Here is a 16,542-nt window from a genome sequence, read left to right as displayed (position 1 = left end):
AAAAAGTAGCCAATGTGCTGCTTTTTTAGTTTTTAATAGAGATGTATTTTGTATTCCATGGTGCTTTCATGAGTACTTTTGCTAATCCACAATATCCTGAAATACCTGCAAAGACTAAACCAGTACCAACTCCTGTTGAAATAAGAAAAAACCATGTTGATATAGTATAGCCGAGCAAAAGCCCTATAAGGATAAGTAAGCCTGTAGTAATTTGTACTTGGCGTTGAATATCTATAGGTTGGGTTTTGTCTTGAGTAGTAGGTAAGTGATTTGTTTTCCAAGCATCTATACCGCCTTTTAGTAGGTATGCTTGGGTAAAAGTCTTTTCAAATATATGGATATTGGTCTTGGTTCGATTACCTGCTTTGCAATAAAAAATAATGTTTTCAGATTTAGGTAGTTGTGTTTTATTTCCTAAGTCTTCAATAGGGATATTGATGGCATGTGTAATATGCTCTCTTAGATATTCTTGTGGAGAACGAATATCTACAATCAATGCTTTTTTAAGTCGCATTTGATTTGCTTCTGTGGCAGATATTTCAATAATAGACATATCACTTCTCTTTTGTTTCAGGGCAAAAAATATCTTTGAGTGTACTCATAAGCTTTATGACATCAGGATTATGGATTCGATAATATAAAGTTTGTGATTCTCGTCTATATGTAACGATTTCCTCATCACGCATTTTGGCTAAATGTTGTGATAAAGCTGAGGCACTTAAATCAACTTTTTCATTAATTGCACCAACGGTGAGCTCTCCTTCTTGGATAAGTAGGCAGAGAATCATTAATCTATTGGGGTTACTCAATGCTTGTAAAAATGAAGATACATTTAAAATATTGTTGTATTGAGGCTCTAAACTCATTGCATAAATCTTTATTTAGATAAAACTAATTTAGAATAATCTAAAATAAAAGAAAATAGAAGTATTTATTCATGAAGTGCAAAACAAGAAAGTAGTTTGAATAATATAGCGTTATATTTTTGGTTCAGATTGAAAGTAAAAGAAGAAATACCTAAGTGATTTCTTCTTCTGTGAGGTAAATGAGTTAGTACTATTGGCTTCTAAATACGAAATAAATGCAACCAAGCAGACAACACATCGCCCATAGATAATCTAATTTAAAAGGTTGTTTAAATAAAAAAATCATAAACGGTGTAAAAACAATAAGCGTAATCACCTCTTGCGTAATTTTGACTTGCCCTAAAGACCAATTTGTTTGAGAAAGCAGTCGCGTTGCAGGAATCATAAAGCTGTATTCAAGTAAAGCAATGCACCAACTAAATAAAATAGCTTTCCACAAGGGAGTATCATGCATAAATTTAAGGTGACCATACCATGCAAGTGTCATGAAGCAATTTGAAATAACAAGAAACAAAATTCCGTAATACATTATTGTTCAACATTTATTTTTAGATGACTGATTATAGTTTAATTATCAATAAAAGCATTGAAAAATGAAATGAGCTCTATTCAGAATTTTATTTAAAATGGCATATTTAAAGTTTGCATGGTTTGTGTAATTTCACTGAGCATGACTTGAGCAGCTTTTGAAATTTGTCGTTTAGGTGCGGTACACAATGCAAGTGTTAACGGGTGAATGTGTCTGTCTTTGATTGGAATAAAGCAAAGCTCTTTATTTAAAACACTGTTCATGACATCTAAGTAACTGAGTATAGATAGTCCTAAGTTTTGTTTTAAGAGTGATCGAATCATTTCGATGTCGTTACACATAATATGCTGTGCAGGACTTATTTGATGATGTTGATAAATGGCTTCAATTCTTTCTTGAATAACCAGTGGCTTATGCGCAGTAATATGGCGTTGATCGAGTGTATTTGAAAGAGATATTTCTTTGTTTTGTGCGAGTGGATGCTGCGGTGACATCACAAACCCAATTGGAATTTCTATAAAAGAAATCACTTCTAGGTTACGGTGTTGTTTTGGTTCAAAAATAAGTCCAAAGTCGATTTCATTTTGAATGATCTTATGTGCCACAACATCACTTTCATTGACATGAATATTAAAATTGATCCAAGGATATTTCTCAGACATTTTTGACATACAGTCCATAAGAAAGCTATCTGCCAATGCTGCAATACATGCAATATTAATCGTTCCGCGTGTCAGACCTTGAATTTCATCGAATCGGGTTTGTGTTACCTGAAAATCTTTTTTCCATTTTAAAAGATCTGCATAGAGTAATTCACCTGCAAGTGTCAGGCGCATACCATTGGTAAGTCTTTCAAAAAGCTCTACACCGAGTTCTTCTTCAGCCAGTGCAATTTGTCGATGTACTGCCGATACTGAAATATAGAGCTGTTCAGCCGCTTGGCGCAGATTTCCCGTGCGTGCCACAGCCATAAAATAGGTCGAAAAACGTGAAAATGGTGTATTCATAGCTGTTCTAAAAATTAGAATGAGATATTCAAATCATTATAATAGACGAAATGATGGCTTCACATAATAATAATTTTAATTAGCCAAATCGCGAAGAATGAAAATGATGAATGCAGCCATAAAAACACAACCCTTAAATATTGATCTGCCTTCACATTGCACATTTTCTACAGAGGATTGGCTTAAACTCGCAAAGTATTGGTATCCAGTTGCAAGAATTGAAGATATTCAAGATGTTCCTATAAAAGCGACACTTCTCGATGAAAATTTAGTGATTTATAAGATTAAAGAAGAGATTATTGTTGCAAGAGATGTTTGTCCACATCGTGGCGTACCACTGACGCTAGGTTCTCATGATGGAGAAGGTGTAATTTGTCCATATCATGGCTTGCGATTTGGTGAAGGTGGAAAGTGTAATCGTATTCCTTCTAGTCCACAGCAAACGATTCCCAATAAGCTAAATTTGTATACCTATCCTGTTATAGAACAATATGGTCTAGTGTGGACATGCTTAACCCATGATACGCAAGAAACTGTACCGAATCTGCCACTTTGGCATGAGGAAAATGTACAACAAGTCATATGCACACCTGTAGATATAGAAGCATTTGCAGGACGACAAGTAGAAGGATTTTTGGATGTTGCCCATTTTGCATGGGTACATACGGGTACATTTGCTGACCCTGAAAATCAGTTTGTACCTGATTACAGCACACAAGAAACAGCACAGGGTTTTAATGCAGATTATTGGAGTACAGTTGGGGATTATCCTGCGAGTGATACCTTTAAGAAGGCAGATGACTTTAAAATTTTAAGACATTTCGAATTTCACTTGCCATTTACAGCAACTTTAACCATTCACCTTCGTCAGGGTGCAAAACAAGTCATTATGAATGCTGCATCTCCTGTTTCTGCACGAAAAACACGTCTATTTGCACCGATTGTGAAAAATTATGATTTAGATGACAAAGTACAAGATGTCATTGATTACAACCTAAAAATATTTGAAGAAGATCGCCTCATGGTAGAAACACAAAAGCCTGAACGACTGCCGCTTGATCTAAAGCTTGAGGCACACATTCCTGCCGATCGTAGTTCAATTATGCTGCGCCGTTGTCTTAAAAAGGCAGGCTTTGATCAGTTTTTTCTGATTTAACCATTCCGTCTCAAAGTATGTTGGCACAGATAAAGAGTCAGTAAATATGGAAAAAATTACGGTTATTGTCAAAAGTATGTCACTTCAAGGTGATGGCAATATTGAGGTTGTATTTAAGGCAAAAGATAAAGTGACTCTTCCAAGCTGGGAAGCGGGTGCACATATCGATGTTTATTTAACGCCAATGTTGATCCGTCAATATTCTTTGGTCGGTAGTCCATCGGATGAACAACATTATACGATTTGTGTAAAAAGAGATAAAAGCTCTCGTGGTGGTTCTCAATTTATTCACGATACGTTGCGTGTCGGACATGAACTAACAATTTCATTACCACGCAATCATTTTCAATTGGCACCATCAGATGAATATTGCTTAGTTGCAGGTGGCATAGGTATTACGCCTATTTTAACGATGGCAGAATATTTAGAGCAGTCACAGAAGAAATTTAAACTTTTTTATTATGTAAAAACGATTGAGCAAGTGGCATTTTCAGAAAGACTAAAGCGAGACTTTCAGTATGGAACTATCGAAATTATTGAAACAGTACAGGGAAAAGGCATTCGAAATACATTTCCTAATGCGCTAAAACAACCTCAAAAAGAGAGCCAAATGTATTTGTGTGGGCCACAAGCATTTATGGATGTCTGTATTGAAAAATCGATACAGCATGGATGGTCAAATGAGAAAATATTCTTTGAAGCTTTTGCCCCTGTAAAAACAAATATTGCAGTCAGTTCAGATGATGGATTTCAAGTCAGATTAAGCTCGACTAGGGAAGTATTTGATGTGCCCAACGACAAAACCATCGCAACAGTACTTATCGAAAATAACATAAATGTACCCATTTCCTGTGAAATTGGCATGTGTGGTGCATGTTTAACTCAGGTGGTCTGTGGTGAAGTTGACCATCAAGATACCGTTCAATCCGATGAAGAAAAACAAGCAGATGAACAGTACATTGCTTTATGTTGTTCAAGAGCCAAAAGTGCAGTTTTAGAAATTAACTTATAGCAGTGGAAATAAAAGACGAGGTATAACATGAATGCAATCCCAGTCATAAATTTAGTAAATAAGCCTTGCTATAGCCAGTTTGAAGACAAAGATTGGGAGATTTTATCCCAACATTGGTATCCCATAGCAGCCATCGATGAGCTTTCAACACAGCCAAAACAAGTCACTTTATTAGACGTAAAAATTGCAGCATATAAAACAGAAAGTGGAGAGATTCACTTGGTACGTGATATTTGTCCACATCGTGGTGTGCCTTTGACCAAGGGGTGGGTAGAAGGTGAAGAAATTATTTGCCCCTATCATGGGTTGCGCTATAACTCGGAAGGCAAGTGTACTCAAATTCCTGCACAACCTGATTTAGCTAAAATTTCAGATCGGTTTTCACTGACAAAGTTCCCTGTCATTTTAAAATATGGGTTGGTTTGGACAAGTTTACAAAATAGAAATCCTGAAGTGGCATTGCTTCCTGAGTTAGATACGTGGGAGCACGAGGAACATCAAAATATTTTACCGCCATTTGTAGACATTTCAGGTTCAAGTGGTCGACAACTTGAAGGGTTTATTGACGTTGCGCACTTTGCATGGGTACATCATAACGCGTTTGCGACCCGTGAAAATCCAATCGTTCCTAAATACTCAACGACAAAAACAAGTTATGGATTGCATACTGAATATGTGAGTGATGTCAGTAACTATCCGCATGGATTACAGCATTTAGCACCGAAAGATTTTTTATGGAAACGTGTATTCGATGTATATCCACCATTTTCAGCAATATTGACGGTGCATTTTCCGAATGATGGTGTATTGAAAATACTTAATGCCTGCTGTCCAATTTCTCACAATAAAACCCGTCTGTTTGTACCACTGACGCGTAATTTTGATACCACAGGAGATTTACAGGCAGTTTATGATTTTAATGCACAAATTTTTGCTGAAGACCAAGAGTTTGTCGAGTCACAAAAACCTGAGGAATTACCTTTAGATTTAACTATGGAGGCACATTTCGAAGCAGATCGGTCTTCGACCATGTATCGCCGTATTTTGGCAGATTGGGGGCTGAGTAAAAACTATATTGTCTAAGAGAATGGATAAGGGCAGAGCATAAAAACTCTGCCCAAAGTTTTAAACTTTTTTCAGGCTAAATAATAAATTGAGTGCAATTGCAGCAAAAGTTGCTGTACCAATACCACCTAAATTAAAACTACCAAAGTGTAATTCAAAATTACCCGCACCTAAAATAATGGTCACGGCAGCAATAATAAGATTATGGTTTTGTGCAAAATCAACTTTATTTTGAATCCAAATTTTTGCACCTGCAATGGTAATTAAACCAAATACAACAATAGATGCACCTGTAAGTAATGCAGTTGGAATGGTACTGATTACCGCACCAAATTTTGGTGATAAGCCGAGTAAAACAGCAAATACACCTGCAATCACAAAGATAATAGAAGAATAAACACGTGTAACAGACATAACACCAATGTTCTCACCATAAGTTGTCATACCGGGTGCTCCGAGCCCACCTGATAAAGTTGTGGCAATACCATCTGCAAAAAATGCTTTGCCAAGTTGTGGAGTTAGATTTTCATTGGTCATTGCGCCAACCGCTTTAATATGCCCAAGATTTTCAGCGACTAGAATAAGTGCAACAGGAGCAATAATTAAAATTGCATTTATATCGAATGTTGGGTGTGTAAATGAAGGAATGCCGAACCATGGTTGTGCAGCAATTTTTCCAAAGTCGATGGTTTGCCCCAATCCTAAAACATTGGTCGCAATAATATAAATAATATAAGAAAGGACGAGCCCAAGCAGTAATAAAAGACGTTGTAATAAACCTTTAGTGAAAACAGCAACTCCACCCATACATAAAATGGTAATGAGAGCCATCCAAGTATCAAAAGGATTACCCGCAATAGACTTTACTGTAACAGGTGCAAGGTTTAGACCAATAATCATAACTACTGCACCTGTAACAACAGGCGGCATAAGTTTCTCAATCCACTGTGTACCTGTCCCCATTACGATCAGACCAATGATGGCATAAGTAATACCACATGCCATAATACCGCCCAGTGCAACACCTAGGTTAGGGTTTGCACCTGCACCAATTGCATGTCCTGTTGCTGCTGCAACCACTGAAATAAATGCAAAGCTTGAACCTAAATAACTGGGTACACGACCACCTGTAAGTATAAAAAACAAGATCGTACATATACCTGACATTAAAATCGCAAGATTTGGATTAAACCCCATAAGAATAGGTGCAAGTACTGTTGCACCAAACATCGCAAATGTATGTTGTAAACCTAAAATGATGCTATGAGATGCGGGAAGATATTCGTTCGTTGCAACGGGACGATTTTCAGTTTCACCCTGATATGGGCGCCATTGAGGAAACCATGACATAAAAGCACCAAAGAAGCAGACAAAATTAAAACAATGATACGCGTTGTTAGATTAAAATTCTGCAAAAAATTAATATTTTTAAAAGGCATCCTTCTCTAAAGTAAAAATAAAGCAATGAAAAATATCATATATTCCTTATTTCTATACTTGTATGAACAATTTCATGTTGTTTTAAAAGTATTTGTTGAATCGAATTTCTTGAGATACTTGAGTCATGGGTTTGTAATGCCAAAATACAAGAAAATTTATCTGTTCCAACTTTCCAAAGATGTATATCTGTAATGGTAATTTTATCTTGAAGTATGTCAAAAGAGTGCATAACACGTTCGACAAGTGGATGATCCATTTCTGCATCTAATAAGGTTTTACCTGCTTGTTGAATAAGACCCCATGCCCAGTGCGCAACCAAAAATGCACCAACAATACCCAATACTGAATCTAAAAAATTCCAACCTAAATATTTCCCTGCAAATAGGGCAAGAATTGCAAAAATAGATGTTGCGGCATCTGCAACAACGTGTAGAAAAGCAGCTTTTTGGTTAATATCATGATGACCGTGACCGTGGTTATCTTTAAGTAGCCATGCACAAATTAAATTTACTATCAGCCCAAGGGTTGCGACAAAAATAGCATCGTTATATTGAATCGCTATTGGGTGAAGTAAACGCACTATAGATTCATATCCCATAAATACAGCAACCATCATGAGAATAATTGCGCTTGTATAGGCAGCAAGTACTTCAATTTTCCATGTGCCAAAACAAAAACGCGGATCTTTTGCATAATGTTGTGCAGCTTTATAGGCAACATATGCAAGCCCGAGAGCCACCATATGTGAACTCATATGCCAACCATCTGCAAGCAATGCCATTGAGTTAAATAAACTGCCACAAACAATTTCTAATACCATCATGACTGCTGTAAAAATTGTCGCAATTAAAATTTTTCTTTGCGCTAATGGATTCCCCTCGTCAAATACATGAGAATGTGTAGGAGAATATGTGGTTTTTTGCATAATACAAATCCTAAATATACTATACTGGGTATGGTATATTTATTTTCTTAGGAAATCTATATATGGGTCATTTACACGAGAATCGAAAAATTATAAATCGCTTAAATCGGTTGCAAGGTCAAATTAATGGCATACAAAAAACTGTGCATGACTCAGAAAAGAGTTGTGTAGAGGTATTACAGCAAGTTGCTGCGGTCAAAGGTGCAGTGAATGGACTGATGAATGAGCTGATTGAAGAGCATTTAAAAAATCATGTGCTGACGGAGAGCCAGTATAATGAAAGTGAAATGGATGAATTTTTTAAACTGCTAAAAAAATATAGAGAGTAGATGACTACTCTCTATATCTATATTGATTGTTGCTAAAACATTTAACCTGTATTGCGTAAACCTGCGGCAATACCTGTAATACTCACCATCAGTGAGTGATCTACAGGTGTATGCTCTGCTTGATGTTCGGCAACATATGCACGGCGACGACGCATTAATTCTGCTTGCAATAAATGTAGTGGAAGCAGATATGTTTTACGTACACGCATTGCTTGGTCGAGCACTTCATTTTGGCTTAATAACTCAGATTCACCTTTTAAGCGAAGCAGAGTATCAATTGCATCTTGTAGTCTTTGACGCAATTCATTGCCTAGCGCATGTAAGTTTGGATCGTTGGTTAGGTGTGCTTCGTAATACCAAGCAACATCACCATCCGACTTAGATAATACCATTTCTAGCATATCAATCAGTGTTCTGAAATATGGCCACTCTTGTAGCATTTCATCTAGTTGCGATTTTTTGTCTGCATTGAGTATTTCATCTAATGCAGCACCTGTACCTAACCATGCAGGTAGCATTAAACGAATTTGTGTCCAAGCAAAAACCCATGGAATTGCACGCAATGACTCAATACCACCGCTCACTTTACGTTTTGCAGGACGAGAACCTAGCGGTAACATCTGCAATTCGAGCTCAGGCGTAACAGTGCGTAAATAACTCACAAAGTGTGGATTTTCACGTACCGTATTACGGTATACATGCACAGATGTTTCAGTCATCTGATCCATAAGCGTCCGCCATGCCTTTTTCGGTACAGGAGGTGGGAGTAATGTCGCTTCGAGTGTTGCTGCGGTGTAGATCTCTAAGTTTTGTAAAGCAATATCGGCAACACCAAACTTAAAGCGAATCATTTCCCCTTGTTCAGTAACACGGATAGCACCTGAAATTGAACCCGGAGGCTGAGAGTAAAGTGCTTGTTGTGTTGGTGCACCACCACGACTAATTGAACCACCACGACCATGGAATAGGGTTAAGCGAACATCATGTTTTTTAGCAACTGCCGTGAGTTCTTCTTGTGCACGGTACTGTGCCCAGTTTGCAGACATAAATCCTGCATCTTTGGCAGAGTCAGAGTAACCAATCATGACTTCATGCTTGCCCTGAATATGCTGTTTATACCAATGCATATTAAATAAGCTATTCATGGCCTCAGCAGCGCCGTCTAAATCTTTGAGCGTTTCAAAGAGTGGCACAACACGTAAAGGAGTCTGAATACCTGCTTCTTTTTGTAAAAGTAAAACAGCCAATACATCACTTGGGTGTTCTGCCATTGAAATAATGTACGCACCTAATGATTCAGGCGGTTGCTCTGCAAGTGTACGCATGGTTGCAAACACTTCTTGTACATCAGGATGATTAATTAAACTTGTTTTCGGCTCATGAATAACTTTAGGAAGTAAAGGACGCTTACTTTGTAATTCATTGAGCAAAAAGTTTTGTTTTGCTTGTTCTGTCCACGTTTCAAAGTTTCCAAGACCTAAATATTCGGTAATGGCTGAAATGGCTTGGCGGTGACGTGTAGACTCCTGACGGATATCGAGCTTAAGCAATTCAATACCAAAACATTGAACACGATGAATGAAGTCGAGTAGGTTACCATTGGCAATTTCTGCAAGATTACATTCAACCAATGATTTATGACACAGCATGAGAGGGTCTAATAAATCATTTTTATGACGAATAAGTCGAAGGTGGTCTGTAGTTGGGTTACCTTGTAGCTTATCTGCAAGCCATTCATGCGTTAGACGTAAACGTTCACGAGTATCTCTTAAATACTCACGATATGGTTCTGAATGGTCACTGCCTAAAGCTTCACGTAATTCAGGCGTACATTCCTGAATAGACAATTCCCAACGTAAGCTCTCTAAGTCACGTAAATATAAATCAGTTGCTTGCCAACGAGAAAACCAAAGGACTTGCTGAGTTACTTTATGTGTGACATTTGGGTTACCATCACGATCTCCACCCATCCAAGAGGCGAAACGTATTGGGGTTGCATCTATAGGTAATGGCTTACCACATTTTTCTTCGACCAGCTCACTCAGCTCACGTAAAAAGCGAGGAATTGCTTTCCATAAAGTTTGCTCAATAACAGTGAAACCCCATTTGGCTTCATCTACAGGTGTTGGGCGTTGTTGACGAATCTCATCGGTATGCCATGCCGAACATATTAAATGTTTGAGTTCTTCAATAATTTTTGTACGTTGATGAGGGGTAAGTTTTTTCTGATCTAATGTTTCTAAACAACGATTGATATTGTCATATTTTTGAATAAGTGTACGGCGGCTGACTTCTGTTGGATGAGCAGTAAGTACAAGCTCAATACTTAAATCACAAATTTGCTGATATAGCGTTTCTTGATCAATATTGTGCTGCTGTAACTTTTCAAATAGTGGAATGAGTGGATTTGGCGATGTTCGTGCTGTATCGAACTCAGCTTCTCTGCGTCCACGAACAACATGGTACTGCTCTGCAATATTTGCAAAATTTAAGAAATGCGTGAAGGCACGGGTGAGTGGAAGGAAAGCATCATCTTCGAGGTTTAAAAATAATTCTTCTAGCTTTTTCTCAGCTTCGATTTGACCGTCACTTGCACCTTTTGCCAATGCACGAATTTGTTCAACTTGGTTAAACAGATCTTCTCCAACATGCCTTTTTAAGGTTTCTCCAAGGAGATTACCCAAAAGGCGAACATCGTCGCGTAATGGAGCATCGATATCTTGTGCCATAATAAATTCCTTCTAGGGAGTATGTTTCTTATAAAATAAAGAATGATGCTTTGAATTATTAATCCTCAATAATCTCTTTCAACCATAGCAAATAAATATCGAAAAATCTTTAGCCATTGGTCTAGCATTGACGTAAAAATAGAAAAGATTTAAATGACTTATTTTTATAATTAGCATTGCTATAAGACATCTAAATAAATGACATAAATACTTACATTTTGTTTAGTAGTTTTGTGAATTATCCCTAAGTATTAGGGTATTGGAGGTGCTAAATTTACAAAACTACATTATAGTAGTGGGCTAATTTTAAAAGATAATTTCAAGCAATGATCCATGGCATCACAAGAGGTCATGAGAGAGGTCTAGACTACATGGGGCAAGACGATATTCTCAAGCACCGACGTTTAATAAATTGGGCATATGTTTTTATGTTTTTTGCCTTATTTACTGTCATTACGGGTGTAATTGCCTACCTTTTGTCTGCAAAAGTTGCACAAGCACAAGATGTAGAAGTATGGATGCAGGCACAAGCGCTTTGGGTTATGCGTAGTATTATGTTATTTGTTGCCACAATGATATTTGCTGTGTTGTGGTTCATCCCATTACATTTTTATTATTGGGATACCTTTTTATGGGTAAAAGGGTGTACGGTTGTTGGTGTTATTTTTGCCTTTATTGCATGGATGATGCTGCTTAATGCTTTTATTAAAGGGCTAGCTAAGTATATTAAAAATAAAGCAGTTTTTTAATGATGTGAAATTTTCTACAAATATCCCCTTGTAAAATAATTAAACAACCCAATCTATTCGAAAGTTATCGTATTTTTTCAAATTCCGTAAGGAGCATCGCCTATCATGGCTAAACGTGATTATTATGAGGTTTTAGGTGTATCTAAAACCGCAAGTGATGATGAAATTAAAAAAGCCTACCGTAAGTTGGCGATGAAATATCACCCTGACCGTAACCCTGACAACGAAGAAGCTGAAGATAAGTTCAAAGAAGCTAGCGAAGCTTATGAAGTACTTTCAGATGGCGAAAAACGTAGTATGTATGACCGTATGGGACATAATGCGTTTGAAGGTGGTTTCGGTGCTGGTGGCTTCGGTGGCGGCGGTTTTAGTGCAGAAGACATTTTTAGCCAGTTTGGTGATATTTTCGGTGGTGCATTTGGTGGTGGTGGCCGTGGTCAACAACGTCAACGTAAAGGCTCCGATCTTCGTTATGTGATGGAGCTTTCGCTAGAAGAAGCAGTTACAGGCGTTAAAAAAACCATTACATTTACTGCACCTGCACCTTGTGATACTTGCGATGGTAAAGGTTCTCAAAATCCAAATGATGTCCAAACTTGTCCAACATGTCATGGTGCAGGTCAAGTACGTATGCAACAGGGGTTTTTCTCTGTACAGCAAACATGTAGTACGTGTCATGGACAAGGTAAAATTATTAAGAACCCATGTGGTACATGTCATGGGTCGGGCGTAAAAGATCGTCAACAGTCTCTAGAAGTGACCATTCCTGCTGGTGTAGATAATGGCGACCGCGTTCGTTTAACAGGTAAAGGTGAAGCGATTCGTAATGGTCAGGCAGGCGATCTCTATGTAGAAGTTGCTGTACGTGAACATGCAGTATTTCAACGTGATGGTGCAGACCTTTATATGGATGTACCTATTAGTATTGCAGATGCAGCACTTGGTAAAGAAATTGAAATTCCAACACTCGACAGCCGTGTAAGCTTGAAAATTCCTGAAGGTACACAAAATGGAAAAGTTTTCCGTTTACGTGGCAAGGGTGTTCGTCCAGTACGTGCAAGCATGGTTGGTGATTTACTTTGCCGTATAGTCGTTGAAACGCCTGTTAATTTAACAAGTCATCAGCGTGATTTACTTAAAGAACTTCAAGCTTCTATGGATGGTACAGACCATCACTCAAGCGAAAAGAAAAAATCTTTCTTTGATCGCTTGAAAGAAACATTCGATTAATCGATTGAATGATCTTAAAAAAACCTACCTGTAAATGGTAGGTTTTTTTATGTTTAAAGATAAACAGAGCATTTTAGTTTGTTATATTAGACGCGATAAAAGAGTTAATCATTAGGAATAGAAGATGTCTAGTTCACCTCGTATTGGTATTTTAGGTGCAGGCGGTCGTATGGGCCGTATCTTAATTCAGGCAGTACAACAAGCAGGTCATACTTTGGCTGCAGCAGTTGAACGCCCTGAGAGTTCGCTTGTGGGTGCAGATGCTGGTGAGCTCGCAGGTGTTGGTAAACTTAATGTTCAGGTCGTTGGTGGGTTAGAATCTGTACTTAATGATGTTGATGTAATTATTGACTTTACTGCACCAGCAGCGACTGAACAGCATCTAAAGCTATGTCGTGAGGCAGGTGTTGCAATGGTGATTGGTACAACTGGTTTTTCAGAAGAACAAAAACAACTTCTTGAAGAGACAGCAAAGCATATTCCTATTGTATATGCTGCTAATTACTCTGTGGGTGTAAATGTTTCTATTAAACTACTTGAGCTTGCTGCCAAAGTATTTGGCGACACAGTTGATATCGAAATTATTGAAGCACATCATCGTCATAAAGTAGATGCACCATCGGGTACAGCACTGATGATGGGAGATGCAGTTGCTGATACGCTTGGTCGCAATTTAAAAGATGTTGCTGTATATGGTCGTGAAGGCTATACAGGACCAAGAGACCGTCAAACAATTGGTTTTGAGACGATTCGTGGTGGCGATATTGTGGGTGAACATACGGTTATGTTTATTGGTGAAGGCGAACGTGTAGAAGTAACACATAAAGCAACAAATCGTATGAACTTTGCTTCGGGTGCCGTTCGTGCTGCAGCTTGGGTTGCTAGTAAAGAAGCACAAAAATATGATATGCAAGATGTACTCGATTTGAAAAAATCTTTGAACTAAAGAAAAAGCCTGAACTGAGTTCAGGCTTTTTTATAATAAGATTAGATATAGTTCATGTTTTTATATAATAAAGAGATGTATTGTAAAATAAATATATAAAAATGAGTAAATTGTTATATTATTTTAAAGGAAAGAAAATGGTCAATGAACTGTCATGGTTTGAAGTTAAGCTAGGCTTCCTCATAGAAACATGATGTTATAAGACCATGCCTTTAAGAAATAATGTAGAAGTGAGATCCGATAAAGTTATTTTACGCGTATTCTCATTCACAGATGCTGACGAAGCTTTTGATGCAATTACACCCGGCATAGCAAAATTTATGCCGTGGGAAGCACCCAAAACACCTTTAGACTTTGAAAAAGTTTGGAATGGTTGGAGTGAGAATCGTAAGCGTGGCTTAGAAATAGTCTTTGCCATTCGTGACCGAAAAAGCCAAGAGTTTTTGGGTCTTGTTGGGTTGCATCGTTTAACAACTGCGCCACGTATTGGTATCTGGATTAAAGAACGCTGCCATGGGAAAGGGTATGGTAAAGCTGCTGTACAAGCTGTTATAGAGTGGGCAACACAAGAGCTTGGTATTGAACAATTTAACTATACTGTTGCTGAAGATAATATTCCAAGTGAGCGTATTGCATTATCACTTGGTGGTGTTAAAAATGGCTACTTGGTTGGTTCAAAGTATAATGCTCAAATTTATAAAATCATCCACCATATTATGCCATTTAAAGAGGCTTTATAGCTTTTGCTTTGCTATTCAAGGAAGAGTGGGTTTTACATATATAAATGAAAGAAAAGGCATGGCTTCGTTTATAGATAATGTGTGATGTACTTATTGAGTAGATTAAAGCTATTATGCCCTTCAACAAGGGCATAACAGATCAAATACTAAGAAAAATCAGACTTTAAAACAACACGATAACGAACTTTACCCGATTTTAAATGTGCAATTGCATCATTAATTTTTGACATTGGGAACAATTCAATTTGTGGTGCAATATTCTTACGTGCAGCAAATTTTAATAACTGACGTAATGCTAGAGGTGACCCTGTTGGTGATCCACTAATTGATTTTGATCCACTAATAAGCATTGGTGCAGGTGTTGGAATAGGTTCTAATGGAATACCGAGAAGATGTACACTGCCATTTGGTGCAAGAGTTGCTAAATAGCTAGACCAATCTAAGGTTACATTGACTGTGCTGAGTAAAAGATCAAATTTGCCAACTTGAGATTTTAAAGCTTCAGAGTCACGGCTGTTGACAACATGATCGGCCCCCATTACTTTGAGTTCATCAGTTTTATCTAAATTTGATGTAAAGGCTGTAATTTCACAACCCCAAGCTTTTAATAGTTTAATGGCAATATGACCAAGACCACCAATACCAATCACACCAACGTGGTGAATGGCTTGAATATCATGTTTTAAAATAGGGTCAAATACGGTAATTCCACCACATAAAAGTGGGCCTGCACTTTCAGGGTTTACTTCTTCTGGTAAAGGAATAACCCACTGCCATCCTGCACGAACTTTATCTGCAAAACCACCTGCATGACCAATAATTGTTGGCTTTTGCTCACCTGTGCAAAGTACTTGTTGTCCACCAATACATTGGTCACATGCTTCACAACTTTCGGCTGTCCAACCAATTCCAACACGTTGACCAACTTTAAGCCCTTTAGCTTCTGAACCTAGACGTTCAACGGTACCAATAATTTCATGACCTGCCACGACAGGATAAGATGAAACACCCCAGTCATTATCGAGTACTGAAATGTCTGAATGGCATAAACCACAATATTCAACTTTAACTTCAACTTGGTGAGCTTGTAGTTCACCTGCATCAAATTCATAGGCTTCAAGTGCTGCGCCTGCTTCTTTGGCAGCATAAGCTCGGATGGTATTATTAGACATGTGTTCTCCTAGATTGAGCCTTTAAATTTATTTAAATATACACAAATTTTCGTGGTCATTGACCATGCCTGATGCTTGCATAAAAGCATAGCAAATGGTTGGGCCAACGAATTTGAAGTGATGTTTTTTGAGTGCTTTTGACATATTTTGACTTGCCATCGTCTGGCTTGGAATATGTGTGTTATCTAGCACATTATTTCTGATCGTTTCACCACCGACAAAAGACCAAAGCCATAGAGGAATATTTTCTATTTCACGATTGAGGTTTTGCCATGCAATGGCATTGTCTCGAATTGAAAAGAGCTTGCCTTTATGTCTAATAAGACTTTTGTCTTCCAATTTATGAAGAATTGCTTGATCTGATAGTTGAGCAATTTCTGCAATAGAAAACTGAAAAAAGTGTTCTTGATAAGCAGATCTTTTTTTGAGTACAGTAAGCCATGAAAGGCCTGCTTGTTGGCCTTCTAAGCAGAGTAGCTCAAAAAGTTGGTGTTCATTATCAAGTGGTTTTCCCCACTCATGATCATGATAGTGAATATATAAAGCATCACCTAAACACCAACGACATCGTGGTAAGTCACTCATTTCAGATTATTCATAAGTTGGCGATATTTAAAATATCACTTTTTAGATAGGCAGAAACTAGG

Annotated in this window: 17 protein-coding genes; 8 read left to right on the top strand and 9 right to left on the bottom strand. The window is 37.7% G+C overall.

What is annotated here, in order from left to right; translation table 11 throughout:
- Positions 1-25 precede the first annotated feature (25 nt).
- The 4 genes from P256_RS08620 to P256_RS08605 form a co-directional block, all read right to left on the bottom strand.
- Positions 26-553, bottom strand: a complete 528-nt coding sequence (locus P256_RS08620) for a rhodanese-like domain-containing protein (RefSeq protein ID WP_023273304.1) — start codon at positions 551-553, stop codon at positions 26-28.
- 1 nt (position 554) lies between these two features.
- Complete coding sequence (locus P256_RS08615) at positions 555-866, bottom strand: ArsR/SmtB family transcription factor (protein ID WP_023273303.1); 312 nt, start codon at positions 864-866, stop codon at positions 555-557.
- Positions 867-1,056: 190 nt separating this feature from the next.
- A complete protein-coding gene (locus tag P256_RS08610; protein ID WP_081401746.1) occupies positions 1,057-1,395 on the bottom strand; it encodes a DMT family protein in 339 nt (112 codons plus the stop codon).
- A gap of 92 nt (positions 1,396-1,487) precedes the next feature.
- On the bottom strand, positions 1,488-2,402 hold the full coding sequence (locus tag P256_RS08605; protein ID WP_023273301.1) for a LysR family transcriptional regulator: 915 nt from the start codon (positions 2,400-2,402) through the stop codon (positions 1,488-1,490).
- A gap of 106 nt (positions 2,403-2,508) precedes the next feature.
- Here P256_RS08605 and P256_RS08600 point away from each other — a divergent pair, with 106 nt between their 5' ends.
- The 3 genes from P256_RS08600 to P256_RS08590 are packed head-to-tail and all read left to right on the top strand — an operon-like array spanning position 2,509 to position 5,653.
- Positions 2,509-3,558, top strand: coding sequence for a Rieske 2Fe-2S domain-containing protein (locus tag P256_RS08600; protein ID WP_040332027.1), 1,050 nt, complete (start codon positions 2,509-2,511; stop codon positions 3,556-3,558).
- Between the two features lie 46 nt (positions 3,559-3,604).
- Positions 3,605-4,570, top strand: a complete 966-nt coding sequence (locus P256_RS08595; RefSeq protein WP_023273299.1) for a PDR/VanB family oxidoreductase — start codon at positions 3,605-3,607, stop codon at positions 4,568-4,570.
- A 27-nt stretch (positions 4,571-4,597) separates the two neighbouring features.
- Positions 4,598-5,653, top strand: coding sequence for an aromatic ring-hydroxylating oxygenase subunit alpha (locus P256_RS08590; protein ID WP_023273298.1), 1,056 nt, complete (start codon positions 4,598-4,600; stop codon positions 5,651-5,653).
- Between the two features lie 42 nt (positions 5,654-5,695).
- On the opposite strand, the gene P256_RS08585 is transcribed toward P256_RS08590, so the two are convergent.
- Both P256_RS08585 and P256_RS08580 read right to left on the bottom strand, forming a co-directional pair.
- Positions 5,696-6,985, bottom strand: a complete 1,290-nt coding sequence (locus P256_RS08585; protein ID WP_023273297.1) for a solute carrier family 23 protein — start codon at positions 6,983-6,985, stop codon at positions 5,696-5,698.
- A 124-nt stretch (positions 6,986-7,109) separates the two neighbouring features.
- Positions 7,110-8,000 carry a cation diffusion facilitator family transporter gene (locus P256_RS08580; RefSeq protein WP_023273296.1) on the bottom strand — a complete coding sequence of 297 codons (891 nt, stop codon included), beginning with the start codon at positions 7,998-8,000 and terminating at the stop codon, positions 7,110-7,112.
- A 62-nt stretch (positions 8,001-8,062) separates the two neighbouring features.
- On the opposite strand from P256_RS08580, the gene P256_RS08575 reads away from it, so the two are divergent.
- Positions 8,063-8,329: a metal/formaldehyde-sensitive transcriptional repressor gene (locus P256_RS08575; protein WP_023273295.1), complete on the top strand. Its 267-nt coding sequence runs from the start codon at positions 8,063-8,065 to the stop codon at positions 8,327-8,329.
- 41 nt (positions 8,330-8,370) lie between these two features.
- On the opposite strand, the gene ppc is transcribed toward P256_RS08575, so the two are convergent.
- Positions 8,371-11,058, bottom strand: a complete 2,688-nt coding sequence (gene ppc, locus P256_RS08570) for a phosphoenolpyruvate carboxylase (RefSeq protein WP_023273294.1) — start codon at positions 11,056-11,058, stop codon at positions 8,371-8,373.
- A gap of 371 nt (positions 11,059-11,429) precedes the next feature.
- Here ppc and P256_RS08565 point away from each other — a divergent pair, with 371 nt between their 5' ends.
- The 4 genes from P256_RS08565 to P256_RS08550 all read left to right on the top strand — a co-directional run bounded on the left by P256_RS08565 (position 11,430) and on the right by P256_RS08550 (position 14,723).
- Positions 11,430-11,807, top strand: a complete 378-nt coding sequence (locus tag P256_RS08565) for a hypothetical protein (RefSeq protein ID WP_023273293.1) — start codon at positions 11,430-11,432, stop codon at positions 11,805-11,807.
- Positions 11,808-11,912: 105 nt separating this feature from the next.
- Positions 11,913-13,037 (top strand): molecular chaperone DnaJ, encoded by a 1,125-nt coding sequence (dnaJ, locus tag P256_RS08560; RefSeq protein ID WP_023273292.1) that lies wholly within the window; start codon positions 11,913-11,915, stop codon positions 13,035-13,037.
- A 124-nt stretch (positions 13,038-13,161) separates the two neighbouring features.
- Positions 13,162-13,983 (top strand): 4-hydroxy-tetrahydrodipicolinate reductase, encoded by an 822-nt coding sequence (gene dapB, locus P256_RS08555; protein WP_023273291.1) that lies wholly within the window; start codon positions 13,162-13,164, stop codon positions 13,981-13,983.
- A gap of 206 nt (positions 13,984-14,189) precedes the next feature.
- A complete protein-coding gene (locus tag P256_RS08550) occupies positions 14,190-14,723 on the top strand; it encodes a GNAT family N-acetyltransferase (RefSeq protein WP_023273290.1) in 534 nt (177 codons plus the stop codon).
- A gap of 146 nt (positions 14,724-14,869) precedes the next feature.
- Here P256_RS08550 and ahr read toward each other — a convergent pair whose 3' ends face one another.
- Together ahr and P256_RS08540 are read right to left on the bottom strand one after the other, a co-directional pair.
- The gene (ahr, locus tag P256_RS08545; protein WP_023273289.1) at positions 14,870-15,895 is read right to left on the bottom strand and encodes an NADPH-dependent aldehyde reductase Ahr; all 1,026 of its coding nucleotides are present in this window, start codon (positions 15,893-15,895) and stop codon (positions 14,870-14,872) included.
- Between the two features lie 27 nt (positions 15,896-15,922).
- A complete protein-coding gene (locus P256_RS08540; RefSeq protein ID WP_023273288.1) occupies positions 15,923-16,480 on the bottom strand; it encodes a DNA-3-methyladenine glycosylase I in 558 nt (185 codons plus the stop codon).
- Between the last annotated feature and the right edge of the window lie 62 nt (positions 16,481-16,542).

Source organism: Acinetobacter nectaris CIP 110549 (genome assembly GCF_000488215.1).
Taxonomy (GTDB): Bacteria; Pseudomonadota; Gammaproteobacteria; order Pseudomonadales; family Moraxellaceae; genus Acinetobacter; species Acinetobacter nectaris.
This window is presented reverse-complemented; position numbering and strand designations above follow the sequence as displayed.

Coding starts and splice junctions, on each gene's coding strand:
- ahr (WP_023273289.1), bottom strand. CDS start 15,895: ATGTCTAATAATACCATCCGAGCTTATGCTGCCAAAGAAGCAGGCGCA.
- P256_RS08540 (WP_023273288.1), bottom strand. CDS start 16,480: ATGAGTGACTTACCACGATGTCGTTGGTGTTTAGGTGATGCTTTATAT.
- P256_RS08595 (WP_023273299.1), top strand. CDS start 3,605: ATGGAAAAAATTACGGTTATTGTCAAAAGTATGTCACTTCAAGGTGAT.
- P256_RS08550 (WP_023273290.1), top strand. CDS start 14,190: ATGCCTTTAAGAAATAATGTAGAAGTGAGATCCGATAAAGTTATTTTA.
- P256_RS08620 (WP_023273304.1), bottom strand. CDS start 553: ATGTCTATTATTGAAATATCTGCCACAGAAGCAAATCAAATGCGACTT.
- P256_RS08600 (WP_040332027.1), top strand. CDS start 2,509: ATGAATGCAGCCATAAAAACACAACCCTTAAATATTGATCTGCCTTCA.
- P256_RS08610 (WP_081401746.1), bottom strand. CDS start 1,395: ATGTATTACGGAATTTTGTTTCTTGTTATTTCAAATTGCTTCATGACA.
- P256_RS08605 (WP_023273301.1), bottom strand. CDS start 2,402: ATGAATACACCATTTTCACGTTTTTCGACCTATTTTATGGCTGTGGCA.
- P256_RS08585 (WP_023273297.1), bottom strand. CDS start 6,985: ATGTCATGGTTTCCTCAATGGCGCCCATATCAGGGTGAAACTGAAAAT.
- P256_RS08580 (WP_023273296.1), bottom strand. CDS start 8,000: ATGCAAAAAACCACATATTCTCCTACACATTCTCATGTATTTGACGAG.
- ppc (WP_023273294.1), bottom strand. CDS start 11,058: ATGGCACAAGATATCGATGCTCCATTACGCGACGATGTTCGCCTTTTG.
- P256_RS08575 (WP_023273295.1), top strand. CDS start 8,063: ATGGGTCATTTACACGAGAATCGAAAAATTATAAATCGCTTAAATCGG.
- P256_RS08590 (WP_023273298.1), top strand. CDS start 4,598: ATGAATGCAATCCCAGTCATAAATTTAGTAAATAAGCCTTGCTATAGC.
- P256_RS08615 (WP_023273303.1), bottom strand. CDS start 866: ATGAGTTTAGAGCCTCAATACAACAATATTTTAAATGTATCTTCATTT.
- dnaJ (WP_023273292.1), top strand. CDS start 11,913: ATGGCTAAACGTGATTATTATGAGGTTTTAGGTGTATCTAAAACCGCA.
- P256_RS08565 (WP_023273293.1), top strand. CDS start 11,430: ATGGGGCAAGACGATATTCTCAAGCACCGACGTTTAATAAATTGGGCA.
- dapB (WP_023273291.1), top strand. CDS start 13,162: ATGTCTAGTTCACCTCGTATTGGTATTTTAGGTGCAGGCGGTCGTATG.